The sequence below is a fragment of the Reyranella sp. genome (genome assembly GCF_004296935.1).
Taxonomy (GTDB): domain Bacteria; phylum Pseudomonadota; class Alphaproteobacteria; order Reyranellales; family Reyranellaceae; genus Reyranella.
In genome coordinates this window covers 26,567-42,917 of record NZ_SCVH01000101.1, presented here as the reverse complement: position 1 = coordinate 42,917, position 16,351 = coordinate 26,567, and the positions used below count along the sequence as shown (strand labels likewise).

19 protein-coding genes and 1 tRNA gene are annotated in these 16,351 nt (G+C 66.1%); 6 read left to right on the top strand and 14 right to left on the bottom strand.

The window, feature by feature from the left end; translation table 11 throughout:
- Positions 1 to 50: 50 nt before the first annotated feature.
- The 5 genes from EPO55_RS14245 to EPO55_RS14225 all read left to right on the top strand — a co-directional run bounded on the left by EPO55_RS14245 (position 51) and on the right by EPO55_RS14225 (position 4,991).
- Positions 51 to 716: a S24 family peptidase gene (locus EPO55_RS14245; RefSeq protein ID WP_296337576.1), complete on the top strand. Its 666-nt coding sequence runs from the start codon at positions 51 to 53 to the stop codon at positions 714 to 716.
- A gap of 65 nt (positions 717 to 781) precedes the next feature.
- Positions 782 to 1,072, top strand: coding sequence for a hypothetical protein (locus EPO55_RS14240; RefSeq protein WP_296337574.1), 291 nt, complete (start codon positions 782 to 784; stop codon positions 1,070 to 1,072).
- Positions 1,073 to 1,092: 20 nt separating this feature from the next.
- Positions 1,093 to 2,214, top strand: a complete 1,122-nt coding sequence (locus EPO55_RS14235; RefSeq protein ID WP_296337572.1) for an FAD-dependent oxidoreductase — start codon at positions 1,093 to 1,095, stop codon at positions 2,212 to 2,214.
- A gap of 36 nt (positions 2,215 to 2,250) precedes the next feature.
- Positions 2,251 to 3,993 carry an IlvD/Edd family dehydratase gene (locus tag EPO55_RS14230; protein WP_296337571.1) on the top strand — a complete coding sequence of 581 codons (1,743 nt, stop codon included), beginning with the start codon at positions 2,251 to 2,253 and terminating at the stop codon, positions 3,991 to 3,993.
- Between the two features lie 2 nt (positions 3,994 to 3,995).
- The gene (locus tag EPO55_RS14225; RefSeq protein ID WP_296337570.1) at positions 3,996 to 4,991 is read left to right on the top strand and encodes a glycosyltransferase family 2 protein; all 996 of its coding nucleotides are present in this window, start codon (positions 3,996 to 3,998) and stop codon (positions 4,989 to 4,991) included.
- Between the two features lie 10 nt (positions 4,992 to 5,001).
- Here the strand turns inward: EPO55_RS14225 and mobB are convergent, their stop codons facing one another.
- The 13 genes from mobB to EPO55_RS14160 form a co-directional block, all read right to left on the bottom strand.
- Positions 5,002 to 5,487, bottom strand: coding sequence for a molybdopterin-guanine dinucleotide biosynthesis protein B (gene mobB, locus EPO55_RS14220; RefSeq protein ID WP_296337568.1), 486 nt, complete (start codon positions 5,485 to 5,487; stop codon positions 5,002 to 5,004).
- A gap of 10 nt (positions 5,488 to 5,497) precedes the next feature.
- Positions 5,498 to 6,313: a formate dehydrogenase accessory sulfurtransferase FdhD gene (gene fdhD, locus EPO55_RS14215; protein WP_296337567.1), complete on the bottom strand. Its 816-nt coding sequence runs from the start codon at positions 6,311 to 6,313 to the stop codon at positions 5,498 to 5,500.
- Positions 6,310 to 6,681, bottom strand: a complete 372-nt coding sequence (locus tag EPO55_RS14210; protein ID WP_296337566.1) for a hypothetical protein — start codon at positions 6,679 to 6,681, stop codon at positions 6,310 to 6,312. The genes fdhD and EPO55_RS14210 overlap by 4 nt, the downstream gene beginning before the upstream one ends.
- Positions 6,682 to 6,688: 7 nt before the next feature.
- Complete coding sequence (locus EPO55_RS14205; RefSeq protein WP_296337565.1) at positions 6,689 to 7,198, bottom strand: hypothetical protein; 510 nt, start codon at positions 7,196 to 7,198, stop codon at positions 6,689 to 6,691.
- Positions 7,199 to 7,264: 66 nt separating this feature from the next.
- The gene (locus EPO55_RS14200) at positions 7,265 to 7,750 is read right to left on the bottom strand and encodes a DUF992 domain-containing protein (protein WP_296337564.1); all 486 of its coding nucleotides are present in this window, start codon (positions 7,748 to 7,750) and stop codon (positions 7,265 to 7,267) included.
- 167 nt (positions 7,751 to 7,917) lie between these two features.
- The gene (locus tag EPO55_RS14195; protein ID WP_296337563.1) at positions 7,918 to 8,283 is read right to left on the bottom strand and encodes a hypothetical protein; all 366 of its coding nucleotides are present in this window, start codon (positions 8,281 to 8,283) and stop codon (positions 7,918 to 7,920) included.
- A 149-nt stretch (positions 8,284 to 8,432) separates the two neighbouring features.
- Positions 8,433 to 9,398, bottom strand: a complete 966-nt coding sequence (locus tag EPO55_RS14190) for an ABC transporter substrate-binding protein (protein ID WP_296337562.1) — start codon at positions 9,396 to 9,398, stop codon at positions 8,433 to 8,435.
- The gene (locus tag EPO55_RS14185) at positions 9,395 to 10,390 is read right to left on the bottom strand and encodes an ABC transporter substrate-binding protein (protein ID WP_296337561.1); all 996 of its coding nucleotides are present in this window, start codon (positions 10,388 to 10,390) and stop codon (positions 9,395 to 9,397) included. The genes EPO55_RS14190 and EPO55_RS14185 overlap by 4 nt, the downstream gene beginning before the upstream one ends.
- On the bottom strand, positions 10,387 to 11,385 hold the full coding sequence (locus EPO55_RS14180) for an ABC transporter substrate-binding protein (protein ID WP_296337560.1): 999 nt from the start codon (positions 11,383 to 11,385) through the stop codon (positions 10,387 to 10,389). Before EPO55_RS14180 ends, EPO55_RS14185 begins: the two co-directional genes overlap by 4 nt.
- 291 nt (positions 11,386 to 11,676) lie before the next feature.
- Positions 11,677 to 13,485 carry an adenylate/guanylate cyclase domain-containing protein gene (locus EPO55_RS14175; protein ID WP_296337558.1) on the bottom strand — a complete coding sequence of 603 codons (1,809 nt, stop codon included), beginning with the start codon at positions 13,483 to 13,485 and terminating at the stop codon, positions 11,677 to 11,679.
- Between the two features lie 64 nt (positions 13,486 to 13,549).
- Positions 13,550 to 14,689 (bottom strand): ABC transporter substrate-binding protein, encoded by a 1,140-nt coding sequence (locus tag EPO55_RS14170; protein ID WP_296337557.1) that lies wholly within the window; start codon positions 14,687 to 14,689, stop codon positions 13,550 to 13,552.
- Between the two features lie 302 nt (positions 14,690 to 14,991).
- Positions 14,992 to 15,411 carry a hypothetical protein gene (locus tag EPO55_RS14165; protein ID WP_296337555.1) on the bottom strand — a complete coding sequence of 140 codons (420 nt, stop codon included), beginning with the start codon at positions 15,409 to 15,411 and terminating at the stop codon, positions 14,992 to 14,994.
- 17 nt (positions 15,412 to 15,428) lie between these two features.
- Positions 15,429 to 15,674, bottom strand: a complete 246-nt coding sequence (locus EPO55_RS14160; protein ID WP_296337554.1) for a hypothetical protein — start codon at positions 15,672 to 15,674, stop codon at positions 15,429 to 15,431.
- On the opposite strand from EPO55_RS14160, the gene EPO55_RS14155 reads away from it, so the two are divergent.
- Positions 15,658 to 16,080, top strand: a complete 423-nt coding sequence (locus tag EPO55_RS14155; protein ID WP_296337552.1) for a hypothetical protein — start codon at positions 15,658 to 15,660, stop codon at positions 16,078 to 16,080. The two genes, EPO55_RS14160 and EPO55_RS14155, sit on opposite strands and share 17 nt — an antisense overlap.
- Before the next feature lie 160 nt (positions 16,081 to 16,240).
- Here the strand turns inward: EPO55_RS14155 and EPO55_RS14150 are convergent.
- Positions 16,241 to 16,336, bottom strand: a tRNA-Sec gene (locus EPO55_RS14150).
- Positions 16,337 to 16,351 lie beyond the last annotated feature (15 nt).

Below are 16,351 nucleotides of genomic sequence, written 5' to 3'. Positions count from 1 at the left end.
TACAATTCCTAGTAGACGAAATCGTCCCCCGCTGGCAAAATGCCAGCATCATGGACGCACCCCGCAAAGTATTGGTCGATACTCTGGCGCGTCGGCCGGACCTCGATCTCAAGAACCTGTCCCTGGCCATTGGCCGCAATCACGCCTACCTCCAGCAGTACCTGATGCGTGGCTCGCCGCGCGAACTGCCTGAGGTAGCGCGGCACGGTCTGGCGCCCCTGCTCGGGGTTTCGCCGGACGACCTGCGCTCGACCGCAGCCCCTCCCGGCGCCGGTGGCCGGCTCGAGGGCGACCTCCGTATGGCCGGCCCGCTCCGGGCAGCCGATCGCGCCGATCTTCCGGTCTACGCCTCGGCTGAAGGCGGCAATGGCGCCATTATCATCACCAGCGAGCCGATAGACTATGTGCGCCGGCCCGAGCCGCTCCTGTCGGTGCGCGACGGTTACGGCTGCTACGTCATCGGCGACAGCATGAGCCCGGCCTACGAGCAGGGCGACCTGCTGCTGGTCCACCCCGGCCGGCCGGTACGGCCCGGCGACGACTGTGTCTTCGTCCGCGACCAGGGCGACGGCACCCAGCAGGCTCTGGTCAAGCGCCTGCTGCGGACCACGCCGGAGAAATGGCGGGTCCGCCAGTTCAATCCGGCGAAGGATTTCGACCTCGACCGCAGCCAGTGGCAGAAGGTCCAGCTGATCGTCGGCAAGTATTCCCGCTAGCCTATCGCTTGACGCTCCATAGGAGTTTATCCTATCTACCCCTATCGTCCTCGAACGGAGGGGAGATGGAAAACACCTATTATCTCATCGTCGAACAGCAGGCCGGCGGCCAGTGCCTCAGAACCATCGACGAATATGCCTCGGCCGACCGCCTGGTCGCCGATGCCGCCGACTACGAGTCCGGGGAATTTCCCGGACGCTGGGTTGGCGCCCTGAAGCTGTCGTTCGACACGTCGGGCCGCTTGATTGCCGCTCTCCCCTTGGCCGACGTTGCCGCCGGCGTGCATGCCGAACTGGCGTCGCGCTCGGAATGGCGCCGGCGCCAGGCCGCCCTCGAACGCTGGCCAGCACGCTAGCCATCCATGAGGATGCAGTCATGAAGGCGATCATCGTCGGCGGCGGCATCATGGGCCTCAGCACGGCATGGGGGCTGGCGCGTGACGGCCACGAGGTCGAGCTGTTCGAGCAGGGCCCACTGCCCAACCCGCTCGCCTCGTCGATGGACGAGCATCGTCTCATCCGTCATCCCTATGGCGACCAGATGGGCTACGCCCGCCTGATCGACGATGCCTATGCGGCCTGGGATCTTCTGTGGGGCGATCTCGGCCAGCGCTTCTACGCCGCCACTGGCACGCTGGCGCTCACCGGCAACGGCGCCGATTGGGCCGAGCGTTCCGCCAGAGCGCTGGCGACGATCGGCAGACCCATGATCGAACTCCGCGTTGCCGACCTGCCGACTCGTTTTCCGCAAATCGAAGCCAAGGGCGTCGAGCGCGCCTTCTGGATGGACTCGGGTGGCGTGTTGTTCGCCCAGGATATCGTCACCGCACTTGCCCAACATCTGGCGCGCCAGCCACGCGTTCGGCTCCATCCGCACACGCCGATCCGGTCGGCCGACCTCGAGCAGGGTCGCATCGTCACCGGGGCCGGCGCCACGCATGCCGCCGACGTCGTCGTGGTCGCAGCCGGCGCCTGGGTCGGCCACCTGCTGCCCGATCTCGGACGGCGCCTGGTCCCGTCGCGCCAGGTCGTCATCTACTTCGACCTGCCGGCCGCGGCTCGCGCCGCCTGGGCCAACGGACCCATGATCATCGAAAAGACCGGCGACGTCGGGCTCTACCTGGTGCCCCCAATGGAAGGACGCGGCCTCAAGGTCGGCGACCATGAATTCAGCCGGGCCGGCGATCCGACGGCCGAACGCGCCGCGAGCGAGGACGACATCCGCCCCCTGCTGGAACGCTGCCGCAGCCTGTTGCGCGGCTTCGAGCGCTGGCGCACCGACCGGCTGAAAGCCTGCTTCTACACCGTCACGGCGGACGAGCGTTTCGTCGTCGAAAAACAAGCCGCGCACGGCTGGGTAATGTCCCCCTGCTCCGGCCACGGCTTCAAGTTCGGGGCCCTGATGGGACTCGAACTCGCTCGCACGCTCGCCACGGGCCGCGATGCCGGGGCCCATGCAAGATGGGCGGCCGGTCTGGAAGCGACGGCAGCGACCTGACAAAATGCGCTGAACTCAGAAAAGAGAGAGAGCAACATGGCTTCCCGCAAGCGCACATCAGGCGCGCCGAAAGCGACCGGACTGCGCCAGGGCCTCGCCACCTATGGCGATGCCGGTTTCTCGCTGTTCCTGCGCAAGGCCTTCATCAAGGCGGCCGGCTACACCGACGACGCGCTCGACCGGCCCATCGTGGGCATCACCAACACCTTCAGCGACTTCAACCCCTGCCACGGCAACGTCCCCGACCTGATCGAGTCGGTGAAGCGCGGCATCCTTCTGCAGGGCGCGCTGCCGATGGTGTTTCCCACCATCTCGATCCACGAGAGCTTCTCGCACCCGACCAGCATGTACCTGCGCAACCTGATGGCGATGGACACCGAGGAGATGGTGCGCGCGCAGCCGATGGATTCCGTCGTCATGATCGGCGGCTGCGACAAGACGCTACCGGCCCAGCTCATGGCCGCCGCCAGCGCCGACCGCCCCACCATCGTGTTGCCCGTCGGCCCCATGCTCGTTGGCCACTACAAGGGCGAGGTCCTGGGCGCCTGCACCGACTGCCGTCGCCTGTGGGGCCAGTATCGCGCCGGCACCTTCTCCGAGCAGGACATCCAGCAGGTGAGCGAGCGGCTGGCGCCAACCAAGGGCACCTGCATGGTGATGGGCACGGCCAGCACCATGGGCTGCATGGTCGAGACGCTGGGCATGGGCCTGCCCAGCAGCGGTTCGATCCCGGCCACGCACTCCGACCGCCTCCGCATCGCCGAAGCCACCGGCAAGCGCGCGGCCGAGATGGCCAGGACCGGCGGGCCGAAGCCCAGCGAGATCATGACCAAGGCTGCCTTCCGCAATGCGCTTACCGTCATGCAGGCGATCGGCGGCTCGACCAATGCGCTGGTCCATCTCACCGCCGTCGCGCGACGTCTCGGCATCCGGATCGACCTGGAGGAGTTCGACACGATCGGCCGGAACGTGCCGGTGCTGGTCGACCTAAAACCGTCGGGCGACCACTACATGGAGCATTTCCACTGGGCCGGCGGCAACTCGCGCCTGATGAAGGAGATCCGGGGCTCGCTCGACGAGACGGCAATGACCGTGAGCGGCCGCACGCTGAAGCAGGTGATCGACAAGGCCGAGATGGTGCCCAACCAGACCGTCATCCGGACGCCCAAGAACCCGATCAAGCCGACCGGCGGCATGGCCGTGCTGCGCGGCAACCTCGCGCCGCGCGGTGCGGTCATCAAGCACTCGGCGGCCTCGCCGGCACTGCTGACGCACAGCGGTCGCGCCGTTGTGTTCGATTCGCTCGAGGACCTGGCATTACGCGGCGACGATCCCAAGCTCGATGTGAAGGCCGACGATATCCTCGTGCTGCGCAACGCCGGCGCGAAGGGTGCGCCCGGCATGCCGGAGGCGGGCTCCTTCCCGATCCCGATGAAGCTCGCGCGGGCTGGCGTGAAGGACATGATCCGCATCTCCGACGCCCGCATGAGCGGCACGGCCTTCGGCACCATCGTGCTGCACGTCTCGCCCGAGGCTGCGAACGGCGGGCCGCTCGCGCTGGTGAAGAACGGCGACCGCATTACGCTCGATGTGCCCAAGCGCAAGCTCGAACTGCTCGTGTCGGCCGCCGAGCTCACCAAACGGCGCAAGGCCTGGAAGGCGCCGACGCCGCCGGCCGGCAGCCATCGCGGCTATGCCAGTCTCTATTTCGACACGGTCCTCGAGGCCGACGAAGGCGTGGATTTCGATTTCCTGGGATCGGCGGGCGCGAAGCGCTAGCGATGGCCGACACCAAGCTCCCGAAAATATCCGTCGTCGTCACGTGCTACAATTGCCGTGACTACATCGGCGATGCGATCCGCTCGGTGGCGCGCCAGACCCTGCGCGACTTCGAGTGCGTGGTCGTCGACGATGCCTCGACCGACGATTCCGCCGCGGTCGTCCACCAGCTGCTCGACGAACTCGCCGATCCGCGCTTTTCACTGATCCGGCTGGACAAGAACGTCGGGCAGACCGGGGCCACGCGCCGCGGCCTCGCGGCCACCCAGGCGACGTTCGTCTGCTTCCTCGATTCCGACGATCTGTGGAATGACGATTTCCTGGAACGCCATCTCGCCGCCCATCTCAACGAGACCTATGCGGTCGGCTTCACCGCCTGCAACGCCCGGCTGATCGATGGCCAGGGCGCGTTGATCGCCGGCTGTGTCTACTGGTTCGGCAAGGATCGCGCCCGCGTCGATCGCGACCAGGCCTTCGCCCCGGTCGACCCGGCCCGCGTGCCCAAGCTCGATGCCACCAACGGCACGGCGCGCTGGGAGACCCAGACGCCCTATCGCCTCTACACCAAGCGCGTCGTCCACTGGGTCTGGGTCAGCACCTCGTCGATGATGTTCCGCCGGTCGCTGATCGACCTCGTCTTCCCCGACGACGACGAGGCCTTCCGGCTGCACATGGATTTCTACATCGTCGTCATGGCCCAGATGGTGGCGGGCTCGCTGCTGATCGACGAGGCGCTCTACTCGTATCGGCTGCACGGCCGTAACGGCGCCGCCGACAACCCCGTGCTGGGCGGTCGCCTGCACCTCTCCAGTCGCAACTGGGGCGATACCCATGGCCGCATGCTCGATCGCATGCTGTCGGCGATGGTCCGCGACCGCGAGCGGTTCGTCCTTGCCCTGGGTGATCGGCAGTATCGCCGCATGGTGCTGCGCATGCGCGCCGCACGCATGGGGCCTCTGACGGGATGGATCCTGGTCGTCCGGAGCTGGCTGGTCTGACCCCGGGGCCTCAGGACTGGCGACTGGCGATAAAATCGGCCATGGCCGCGATATCGTCGCGCTTGAACCAGGGCAGATGCGACTCGGCCGGCCGGGCGTCGGCGGCGATGGCGACGATACTGGAATCTTCGGCTGCGAGAGACGGCGCCCCCGCCGCGCGTACTTCGATCTTGGGATGGGACTCGCGCTTATAGCCTTCGATCAGGACCAGATCGGCCGGCGCGAGGCGGGCCAGCACGTCGGCGAGCGCGGGATCGGCCTCTTCCCGCATGATCGCGTAACGTCGGCCACCGACCACCGCCACTTCGGTGGCCCCGGCCAACCGATGGCGGAAGGAATCGCGGCCTGGCTGGTCGATGTCGACGTCATGGTGGGCGTGCTTGACGGTCGACACGCGCCAGCCGCGCCGGACGAACTCCGCCACCAGCCGCTCGACCAGCGTGGTCTTGCCGGCGTTCTTCCAGCCGGTGACGCCGAACACGCGCTGTCCGCTCATGCGCCTCGGCTCACGAAGAGATCCGTCCGGCGTTGGCATAGACCGTAAGCCGGCCTTCGCGCACGAAGGCGACGAGGGCGATGCCGGCCTGCTCGGCGGTCTCGATGGCAAGCGACGTCGGCGCCGAGACCGCCGCGATCGCCACCGCGCCCAGCGCCGCGGCCTTTTGCACCATTTCGTAGGAGCAGCGGCTGGTCACCACCACGAAGCCGCCGGCGCCGGCTGCCCCCGACACCGCGAGCGCGCCGCCCAGCTTGTCGAGCGCATTGTGCCGGCCGACGTCTTCACGCACGAGGACCAGCGTGCCATCCGCCAGCGCCCACCCGGCCGCATGGGTGGCGCCGTTCATCTTGTTGATACGCTGCAGGCCCGGCAGCGCGGCCATGGCGCGCTCGATCGCCGAGCGCGAGACCGTGCCCATGGCCTGTGCGGCCGGCACGGGCCGCAGCGCCGCGTCGAGACTGTCGACGCCGCACAGGCCGCAGCCGGTACGACCGGCAAGACTGCGCCGCCGCTCCTGCAGCCCAGCCATCCGCTGGGCCGCGATCCGGAGCCGGACCTCTATGCCGCGACCGCCCGAACCGACTTGGACGTCCTCGACCTCGATGTCGTAGATCTCCGATGCCTTCTCGACGATACGCTCGGTGAGCGAAAATCCGCGGGCGAAATCCTCGAGATCGCAGGGGGTCGCCATCATCACCGCATGGCTGATGCCGTTGTAGACCAGTGCCACAGCCCGCTCCTCGGCGACGATCTCATCGAGACTCTCGCCGCCGCGAGCGGTCAGCCGCTGCGCCGGCCGATGAACGGAGCCCTGCTCGGTCATCGCGCCGCCTCGTCGATCCGCAGGTGGCGGCCCTCGCGGTCAAAAAACATGCCGCGGTTGAAGGCGAGCGGATCGGCCTTCACGTCGGCCTCGACATCCTTCAGCCGGCGTGCCGCCACGACATCGGGCAGCGGTCCTCCGTCATGGCCCAGGCCGACGAAGAACGCGGCACCGTCCCAGGGCGTTCGGGCACCGTCGAGCAGGGCCCGCATCCCGGGCCACGGCATGTCATCGCCGATCAGGTGGGCGTAGCTCGATTTCACCGGAACGACCTCGCCGTCGCCGATACGCACCAGCACGATGAAGGCCGTGAACGCCCCGGTGTCGGCGAACTGGGCGGCCAGCCACTGCTCGAAGTCGGCCTTCATGACGGCCCTAGAACTCGACGACCGGCGTGGCCGGCATGTAACGCTCGTAGACCTGCAGGAACGCCTCTCCGCGCTCGGCCTCGTACCAGGCTTCGAAGGCTCGGAAGGCGGCGATCGGATCGGCGAGAGGTGGATCCTCGACCCGCGGCGGGTTCGCGTCGCCGGAGTCCGCCGGCACAGGATGGGCCTCGGCATGCAAGGCTTCGGCGATCGGCCGCAGCCAATCGAGCAGCGGGCGGGCGCTCTCGGCCAATTCGGCGAGGCCGCCTTCGATCCAGCCGATCTCGCGAAACAGCGCCTCGAGCTGGCGTTCGACGGCGATCTCGCGATCGGGTTCGAGGGCTGCAACGCGCGCCATGTCGGAGAGCGCGCTCAGCCGTCGCCAGGCAAAGGCACGGGCGCGTTCGGCCGCCTGGATCTGGGCTTCGACGGTGGCGCGCACCGAGCGCTCAGCCGCCTCGGCGGCGGTGCAGTCGGCCTGCAGTCGGGCAATCAGGGTCTCGGCGGCGCTCGGCATGGGCCGAGTTGACCCGACAGGCGGGCTGCCGGCAAGCGCCTCAGTCGAGGCGCCTGCCGGTGAGCGCTATTTGACGTAGGTAAGGGCGACCTCGGCCAGGCCGGCGGCAACGTTCAGGCCCTTGCTGCCCTCGACGCTGACCGGCTGCAGGGTGACCTGCCCGCTGCCACCGCCAATCAGGACGTTGGCGCCGACGCCGACGCCGACCGTGGCCGACGCGGTGCCGCCGACATAGCCGCCGGTGAGCGCGCCGGGCGCCATGTTGCCGGGCGCGAACACCAGCCAGACCATCTGCGCTTCCTTGGTGAAGCCGAGATCGACTCCGAACTTCTTGACGGTGCCGGTATACCGCTCGGCGACGCCGTCGGTGCGGGTGAACAGGCAGCTCAGATCCTTGGACGAGCCGAAGACGAAGCCCATGCCGCCCGCGACGGTGCAGGTGAGCGAGCCGACATTGGCGCCGGACTTGCTGGGAGTCTGGGCCTGGGCACCGCCGGCGGCGGCCACGAGAACGAGTGCGGCACCTGCCGTCGCCAGAACTGATCGCAACATTGTCATTCCTCTCGGTTGTGCCCGGCTTGGCCGGGGATTTGGCGGCTGTGGAAGCCCACGGTTTCCGCCGAAGTGATTGAAACGGCTAAGCGGCTCGCCTGTTCCGCCGGGATATCCGCGATTGTCGATCAACATGACCGCCCGGCCGGCCGCGGCGTTGATACAGGTCAACCGGAACGAGATTGTGGCAGGAAGCCCGGCGCGATCAGTTTTTCGAACACCGAATCGCGCCTGATCGCGTTTTTCGCGAACGGACCCTGAAGAAAGGCCGGTAAACCCTGCCTTTCAGGCACGCCAGAAAGGACAGCAACCGTTCGACGTTGTCCGGGCTTGTTCGTCTTGCTCGCCCGGCGTGGACCATCGGCGGCCGATTTTTCAGACACGAGTTGTCCGGAATCTGTCTGTCCGGAAATTCGCAAAGCACCGGCCGGCTTGAACCAGGAGATTCTTTTCAACGCAGGCCCGATCGTCGGACCTGTCCAACAATTCGTCTGGCGGCGAACGGACGATGACAACTGCAACTCCCCGGACATGAAAAGGCCCGCCGAGGCGCCTGGAGCGAGGCTCGGGCGGGCCGGAAAGGCTCGCAGGTGGCTCATGGACGGCGGAAGCGCACTCCCGCCAAGATAGTCTATTTCCTAACATAATCCTGCTGAACTTGCAACTTCGTCTGGGCAGTCCTTCATTCAATCACCTCGTCGGCGCGGGCACGTAAAGTCGGTGGCACGACAAGTCCGAGGGCGGCGGCCGTCCTGAGATTGATCGACATCTGGAAGGTGGCGGGCTGCTGGACCGGCAGGTCGGCCGGCCGGGCACCGCGCAGGATACGGTCGACGTAGCCTGCGGCGCGGACATAGAGGTCGACGAAATCGGCGCCGTAATACATCAGGCCGCCATCGGGCGGGAAAGGCGGGTTGCCGGTGATCAGCGGCAGGCGATGGCGTGCGGCGAGCGCGATGATCTGCCGGCGATGGCTGGCGGTGAAGATATCGGTCGGCAGGATGAGGCCCCCCGCGCCGGCTGCCGTGGCGGCGAAGCCGTCGAGGACGGTCTCCATCTCGGCCGCGCTGTTGACCTGGGCGAAGGAGACCTCGACACCGAATTGCTTCACTGCCTGTTCGATGCTCGGCCGGTAGAAGCCCGCGCTCTGCTGCGTGAGGACCAGCAGGCGCTGCGTGGCGGGCGAAATCTCCTTCAGGAGTTCGATCCATTTGGCGCCGAAGGCGGGCTCGGTCGACGTGAAGCCGGTCGTCTGGCCGCCGGGCCGCACGAGGCTCTCGACCAGCCGGGTGCTCACCGGATCCGGCACGCCAAGGAAGACGATCGGAAAGCCGGCGCTCGCCTCGCGTATGGCAACAACGGAAGGCAGGCCCTGGGCCAAAAAGATGTCGGGCTTGAGAGCCATGAGCTCCGCGGCCAGCCGGCGCGCCCGCTCAGCGCTGCTCGGCTCATAGCGCACGTCGATGGCGAGATTCTGTCCTTCACGCCAGCCGAGCGCCACCATCCTTTCGCGAAAGCCGGCCAGCCTGGCCTTGGTAGCCGGATCGGTCTCGGCAAGTCCGGTCAGGACCGCGACGCGTCTGGTCTGCTGGGCCCGCGCCGGAAAAGGCAGGACCGCAACCGAGGCCAACAGATGCCGCCGCCTCACTCGATCACCTCGTCGGCGCTGGCCAGAATCGACGGCGGGATCGTGAGGCCCAGCGCTTTTGCCGTCCTGAGGTTGATCACCAACTCGAACTTGGTCGGCTGCATGACCGGAAGATCGGCAGGTTTCGCGCCTCGAAGAATTCGGTCCACATAGACAGCGGCTTTGCGGAACTGATCGGCTACCTCGGTTCCATATGAAATCAAACCGCCACTAGTGGCAAAATCGCGGAACGGATAGATCGCAGGAAGCGTTGTGCGCGTGGCCGCCGAGACAATCGTGGAACGGAGACGCGTGGTGGTGGCATCCGGCGTTACCAGCAGCGCACCGCCCGCTTCCTTGGCGAATGTATCGATGCCGTGGTCGGCATCGCCGGCTTCCTGAACCGGCAGTGCGACGATCTTGACGTCGGTTGACGCCACGGCCTCTTTGGCCAGGTTCAGATAGTAGGAGCCGCCGCCTGCAGAGGTCTTGGGCCCATACAAAACAGCGATACGCGTTGCGCGTGGATCAACTTCCCTGAGAAGTTGAACCCACTTGCCGCACAGGGAAGCTTCGACATTGGTGAAGCCCGTCACATTGCCGCCAGGCCTCGCCATGCTGGAGACAAAGCCATCGCCGACCGGATCGGAAACGACAACAAAGACGATGGGTATCGCGCGTGTCTCTCGCAGGACCGCCGCCGTTACGAAGGTCGAGCGCGCCAGAATAACATCTGGCCGTGACGCAACGACTTCCCGCGCAAACGTCATTGTCCTGTTCGCGTCGCCGCCGGTCCAACGAACCTCGATCCTGAGATTGCGGCCATCGCGCCAGCCCAGTTTGGCGAGTTCGTCCCTCAATAGTGCGAGATGTTCCTGCGATTTCGTGTCGCTTTCGCCGTAAGGAAGCACAATGCCAAGCCTGCGCGGACCTTCAGGCGCCTGAGCGCCAACTGCGCGCGCGAGAGTCGTGGAAGCGCCGCCGAGCAGGGCGATAACCGTTCGCCGCCTCATTCGATCACCTCGTCGGCGCGGGCGAGGATCGATGGCGGAAAGGTGATGCCCTGAGCCTTTGCGGTGCCCAGGTTGATCGACAGGTTAAACGTTGTGGCCTGAAAGTAGGGAATGTCCCCCGGGGAGGCGCCGCGCAGGATGGCATCGATGTTTTCGGCCGCACGCCGGTTGAGTTCCTTCAGGTCGAACGAATAGGCCATCAAGCCCCCCGCTTCGACCGACTCCAGAAAGGCGTACATCGCGGGCAGCTTCGCTTCCGTCACCGCCGCCACGATGGCGGCGCCATATCGGAAGGCCATGGGACTGTCGCCGATCATGATGGCGTTGCCCTCGGCGCGCGGACTCTCCGCGATTGCACGGCGGTATTCCTCTTCGCCTGCAGGTGCATCGATCAGCTTCGGCAACAGGTGGACGCCGGCCTTTTCGGCGGCGGCGCGCATGGCGGCCCCGACGAACGCGTCCCAGGCGGTCCGCAGGTTGACGTAGATCAGCTCCGACAGGGCGGGAAACGCTTCGCGCAACAGCTCAATGCGCTTGCCATGCAGCAACGGACCCACTTCGACACTCATGCCGGTGATGTTGCCCCCAGGCCTTGCCAGGTTCTGGATGAGCCCCATCGCGATCGGATCACTCGACAGGGTAACGACCGCGGCCGCCGTGGCTGCTGCCTTGAGAAACGTCGCCGCGCCGCCAATTGAGTAAATGACGTCGGGTTTGCCGCGCAGCACTGTCTCGATCAGGGCCGGCTGGCTTCCCCCCACGTGTTCTCGTCCATAGCGGTCCACGGCGAAGGTTTTTCCTTCGATCCAACCCCGACGGCGAAGTGTCTCGAAGAGCACGCGGTAGTAGGGGCTGCTGCTGTCCTCGACCATGAGAGCGATCGGCGCTGACGGACTGACGATCGCCAGGCGCGGAAGCTTCTGGCCAGGCTGTGCCAGTCCCTCTGATGCACCTGCGATCGACATCGCAGCAGCGAGGACATCACGACGTCTCATTCTATCACCTCGTCGGCGCGGCCTAGGATCGACTGCGGAAAGGTGATCCCCTGGGCGGCGGCAGGCCCAATTGCCATAGCGGTGCCCAGGAGGCCCCGTCGCCTCACTTGGTCACCTGGCAGGCGCGTAGTTGCGCAGGCAGGAACCCGTCTGAGACTTTCGATTTGGTGGACATCGTCGAAACGCTATCACGCCAGCTGGTGAACTCAAAAACAGTGCGCTTCATCGCGTCTTCCATCACGTTGAATGTCCGTTATTGACACGAGACGATAGCGGCGAGCCGGAAGGCGATCATTCGGGCAGCCCGGCGAGGCGCAGGCCACCGACCATTCGCTCGATGTCCTCCAGTCGCTGATAGATATTGATGCTCATGTAATGAGAGATGCTCGCCGTCGGACTGATCTGGATAATTCTCGCCACGATTTTCCGCGCTTCGTCGATGTTTCCGGCGAAGGCGTTGGCCACGGCCGCGGCGCGCAGGACGACCACGAAATTCGGCCGCTGCGCGAGTGCCCGGGCTATCCAGCTCACGGCCTCGACGTAGCGGCCGCGGAACACGTGAACCATCCCGATATAGACCTCGGACAGGAAAAGCCCGGGATCGAGCGGGCTCAGCCGCAAGGCGCGTGCGAGCTGCTCAAGCGCCGCCTCGTGCTGTCCCAGCCACAGGCTTACCAGCCCTCGTCTTTGCCAGCCGGCGGCTAGATTTGGGTTGATCGCCAGCGCCTTGTCGATCAGGGCCGCGCCCGTGTCGTACTCACGGCAGACCACGACCAGGGCGTGGCCGGCAAAGACAAGCGCCCAAGCGTCGTCTCCGCCGAGGGCAGAGGCGCGCAAGGCCAGCCGTCTTGTCTCGGCCACCTCCCACTCCCTGTCTCGTACCCAACCCTGGACGCTGCGGGTCACGTAGCAAAATCCGGCCCCGGCGTAGGGCGCAGCGAAGCCTGGATCGAGTTCGATGGCCCGGTAGAACAGTCGGAGCGCTTCTTCGAGAGCCTCCCGGCTGTCTTCCTGCGCCTTGGCGCGGCCCCTGAGGTAAAAGTCATAAGCGTCGAGGTTCTCAACCGGCTTTCGTTTGGCGCGCTCGTTTTCCGCCTGATCGAGTTTGGGGGCGATGGCCCCGACGACGCTGGCCGTGACTTGATCCTGAAGCTCGAATACATCGTCGAGCGGACCATCGAACCGGTCGGCCCAAAGGTGAGCGCCCGTTTCGCTGTCGATCAGCTGCCCTGTGATCCGGACCTTGCCGCCGGCCTTGCGCACGCTGCCTTCGAGCACGTAGCGCACCCCCAGCTCGCGCCCGACCTGCTTTATGTCGACCGTCTTGCCCTTGTAGGTGAACGACGAATTGCGCGCGATCACGAACAACGACTTGAAGCTCGATAGCGCCGCGATGATGTCTTCGACCAGACCGTCGGCGAAGTATTCCTGGTCGGGATCGCCCGACATGTTCTGGAACGGCAGCACGGCAATGGATGGCTTGTCGGGTAGTGCAAGTGGCACTTCGGTGGCCGGTGGTGGTGCTACCGGCGGCGCAATGGCTGATGGAGCCTTGACGTTCCAATCCGCCGCTTCCCACTTCACCCCAAACCCCTGAACGGGTCGGTCGATGTTCTTGAGCGCAAGGCTGCCAAGATCGTCGAACGTGGCCTTCAACCTGCCCGCAACGGCGTCCCGCACGCTGTACGAAATCACAATGCCACCGGGCGGCGCTTCCGCTTCCAGCCGCGCCGCCACGTTCACGCCATCGCCATACAGGTCGTCACCTTCGACGATGAGATCGCCAAGGTGCAGTCCGATCCGGAAGACGATGGCCGTTTCCTCGGGCTGGTCCCTGTTGACCTCGGCCATGGCTTGCTGGAACTCGATGGCCGCGCCCAGGGCATCGACGGCGCTGGGAAACTCTATCAGGGCACCATCGCCCGTCAGCTTGACCAGGCGGCCACCGTGCCGGGCAAGCGTCGGCTCCAGACGTTCGGTGCGGTGAGCTCTCAGACGAGAGAGCGTGCCGTTCTCGTCGCGCCCCATGAGGCGCGAGTAGCCCGCGACATCCGCCGCAAGGATCGCTGCCAGTCGCCTCACCACCCGGTCGCCGGTCAAAAAGCCCCCCGGGCCCGCGCCGGAAAAGGCAGGACAGCGGCCGAGACCAGCAGGTGCCGACGCCTCACTCGATCACCTCGTCGGCGCGGGCGAGGATCGGCGGCGGGATCGTGAGGCTCAGCGCGCTCGCGGTCTTTGTGTTGACGATGAGCGTGAACTGCGTCGGCTGCTCGATCGGCAGATCGGCGGGCTTGGCGCCCTTCAGAATTCTATCGACCGTCCCCGCGGCTTGCCGAAAGCTGTCGCTCACGTCGTCGCCGTAGGTAAGCAGGCATCCTGCCCGGGCGAAACGGAGATCGGTGCACACGGAAGCCAGCCGGTACCGGAGCGCCAGTGGGAGAACGACCCCTCGCCCCGTCATCAGGACTGGGTCGCCGTTGACGATCAGCGCTTGTCCACCGTCCCTCGCGAATCCTGCCAGCGCCGGTTCGACGTCGTCGACGGAGCTGACAGGCAAGAGCGCCAATTCGAAGCCGAGCGCCGCTGCCGCCGCCTGGCGCTCGGCCAGGAAGATCGGAAGATAGCCCGGCGGAAAGCTCTGCACATGATAGAGAAGGCCGACGCGGCGCAAGGCCGGCGCGGCTTCCCGCAAAATCTCGTAGGCCTTGCTCCACCCCAGATCGATGGCGCGCCCCGTCACGTTGCCGCCCGGCCGCGCAAGGCTCGCGACCAGCCCGCGCCCAACCGGATCGCCGGCGGCGCCGAAGACGATCGGAACACGGCTCGACGCCTGCTTGGCAACCGCCGTCGGTCCGCTGCCCTGGGTTACGATGACCTCGACACCCGAAGCGACAAGTGCGGCAGCCTCGGCACCCAGCCGCGCCGCATCCCCGCGACCGTCACGGGCGTCGATGACGAGGTTCCTGCCCTCCACATACCCGCGCTCGCGCATACCCTCGAGAAAGGGTGCCAGGCTGGGCGAAGGGGCGCCGTCCGGCGTGCCAATCCAGAAAAATCCCACATGCCGAACCTGACTGGCCGGCTGCGCCAGAACGGCGGTCGCGCCCACCATCAGAATGAGAAGGCTGAGCGCAGCAAACGGAGAAAATCGTCCCACGCGATTGCCTTGGCGCCAGTCCTCGCGTTGATGGCGCCGCGCCAGAGCGCGCTCGAAACGTCCATTGCGATTGGAAACGCGAGCATCCGGCGACCTCCGATGCCAGAATTGCCACCAGTCCCGTACGACGCGCTCGCTGATCAACATCAATCCCCAAGGCCGGCCTGCCCCCAAACCTGGCAGATCGGCTCGTCTACATCCTAACGCGCCGCGCCGCTCGCGTCCCGCGCCTTCATCAGCGACGCGTCTGGATCCGAACCAAGAGAAAAGAAGTTCTTCCTTACCTACAAGCCGATGCTTAAGGCCGCCGTGCGGCACAGTCCGGGACAATGAGCACGGGAAATTGCCCAATCGGTCTTTCTTGGGTGTCGTTGGAGCGCTTCGGATTAGAATTGGTGGAAGAGAGTGGCAAGTTCCACCCGGAGCGAAAACCGACTATCCGCCCTCCGTCAGGGGATCGCCGTCGGCTCGTGCTTGAATATCCACCCGGCGGCGCCAACCGTGGTCGAGCAGGCGTCGCGCCAGCGGCCGAGTTCCTGCGTACCGCCTCCGCCGACGGCCTTCTCCACGGTCTTGGACGTCACCGTGGTGCCGCTCTGGGAGTAGGATTCGACCTTGAAGCTGGGGGGCGCAATACCCCACGATCGGTCCACGATCATCTCGCGGAAGGTCGCGGTGTGCTGCGCTTCGTCGAGGCGGCAGGAGAAGCTGTAGACAGATTTCTTGCCACCCAGGAACCACTTGGCCTTGATCGCTTCCTTCTCTCCGCGCAGCACGCTGTCGCCTTCCCGGTGCACGCTTATGCCCTGGCCCATGGCTTCGGTGGCAAGACTGGCAAGCAGACGAACTTTGTCGATCGGGTTTGGCATTGATGTCTCCTCCTCAATCAGGCCCCGTGACGCTGGCGGCAGGCCAGGATGGCCTCCGCTGCGGCACGATCGAACTGGTAGACGGCGACGTAGTCGCGAATGGCGGCGTTGCGCTGCTCGACGACCAGGAAATTCCGGCGCGCGGCGGCGACGACGGCAAGGAAGCGCGCTTCCGCTCTCACCGACTTCGTGGTCGCCTGTCCGCCGGCGGCGGAACCCGCTGCCGATCCCCTGGGCTGGGGGACGGTGAGCAGCCTCGCCAACGGCTACAGCCTCGACGTGCCGAGGCGCCTGTTCCGCATCGTCCGCGGCGACCGCTTCGGGCGCGCCTACGAATCGGAAAGGGGGGCGACCCTGACGGTCATGGCGGGAGTGAACGCGCTGCAGCAGAGCCTCGAGAGCGCGATGCGACAGGGCACGGCGGGCTTGCCGGACCTCGACCGGGAAACCTACCGGCGCATCTCGCGCAATAGCGCCGTGGTCAGCGGCATCTCCGGCGACTCGATCGTCTACTACAAGGCACGCGCGACCTGCGGCGGCGCCAACTTCGCCTCCTTCGTGCTGGTCTACGTCCCCGCCGAGCGCGGCATCTACGATGCCGTCGTCGCGCGCATGTCCCGATCGTTCGATCGCGCGACCCTCCCCGACGGCCGCCCGCTCTGTCCGTGAGCGGTCAGATCGGCGAGAGAGGAAGTGGGGACAGGCGTGCCATTGGCTGAAGCTGTCTCCGGCAATAGCTTATCCAGGCCAGTGCCAGACCAAGTGCGAGGGAAAAAGACCGATAGATCGGTCTTTCTTGGGCTTCCCCGGGCCACTTCGGATGGGAGATTGGCGGAAGAGAGTGGGAGTCGAACCCACTAAGAACCGTCTGGCGGCCCTCTCTGGCTTTGAAGGCCAGCCGCCCCACCGGGAGCGCTTCCCCTCCACTTCCGATCATTCC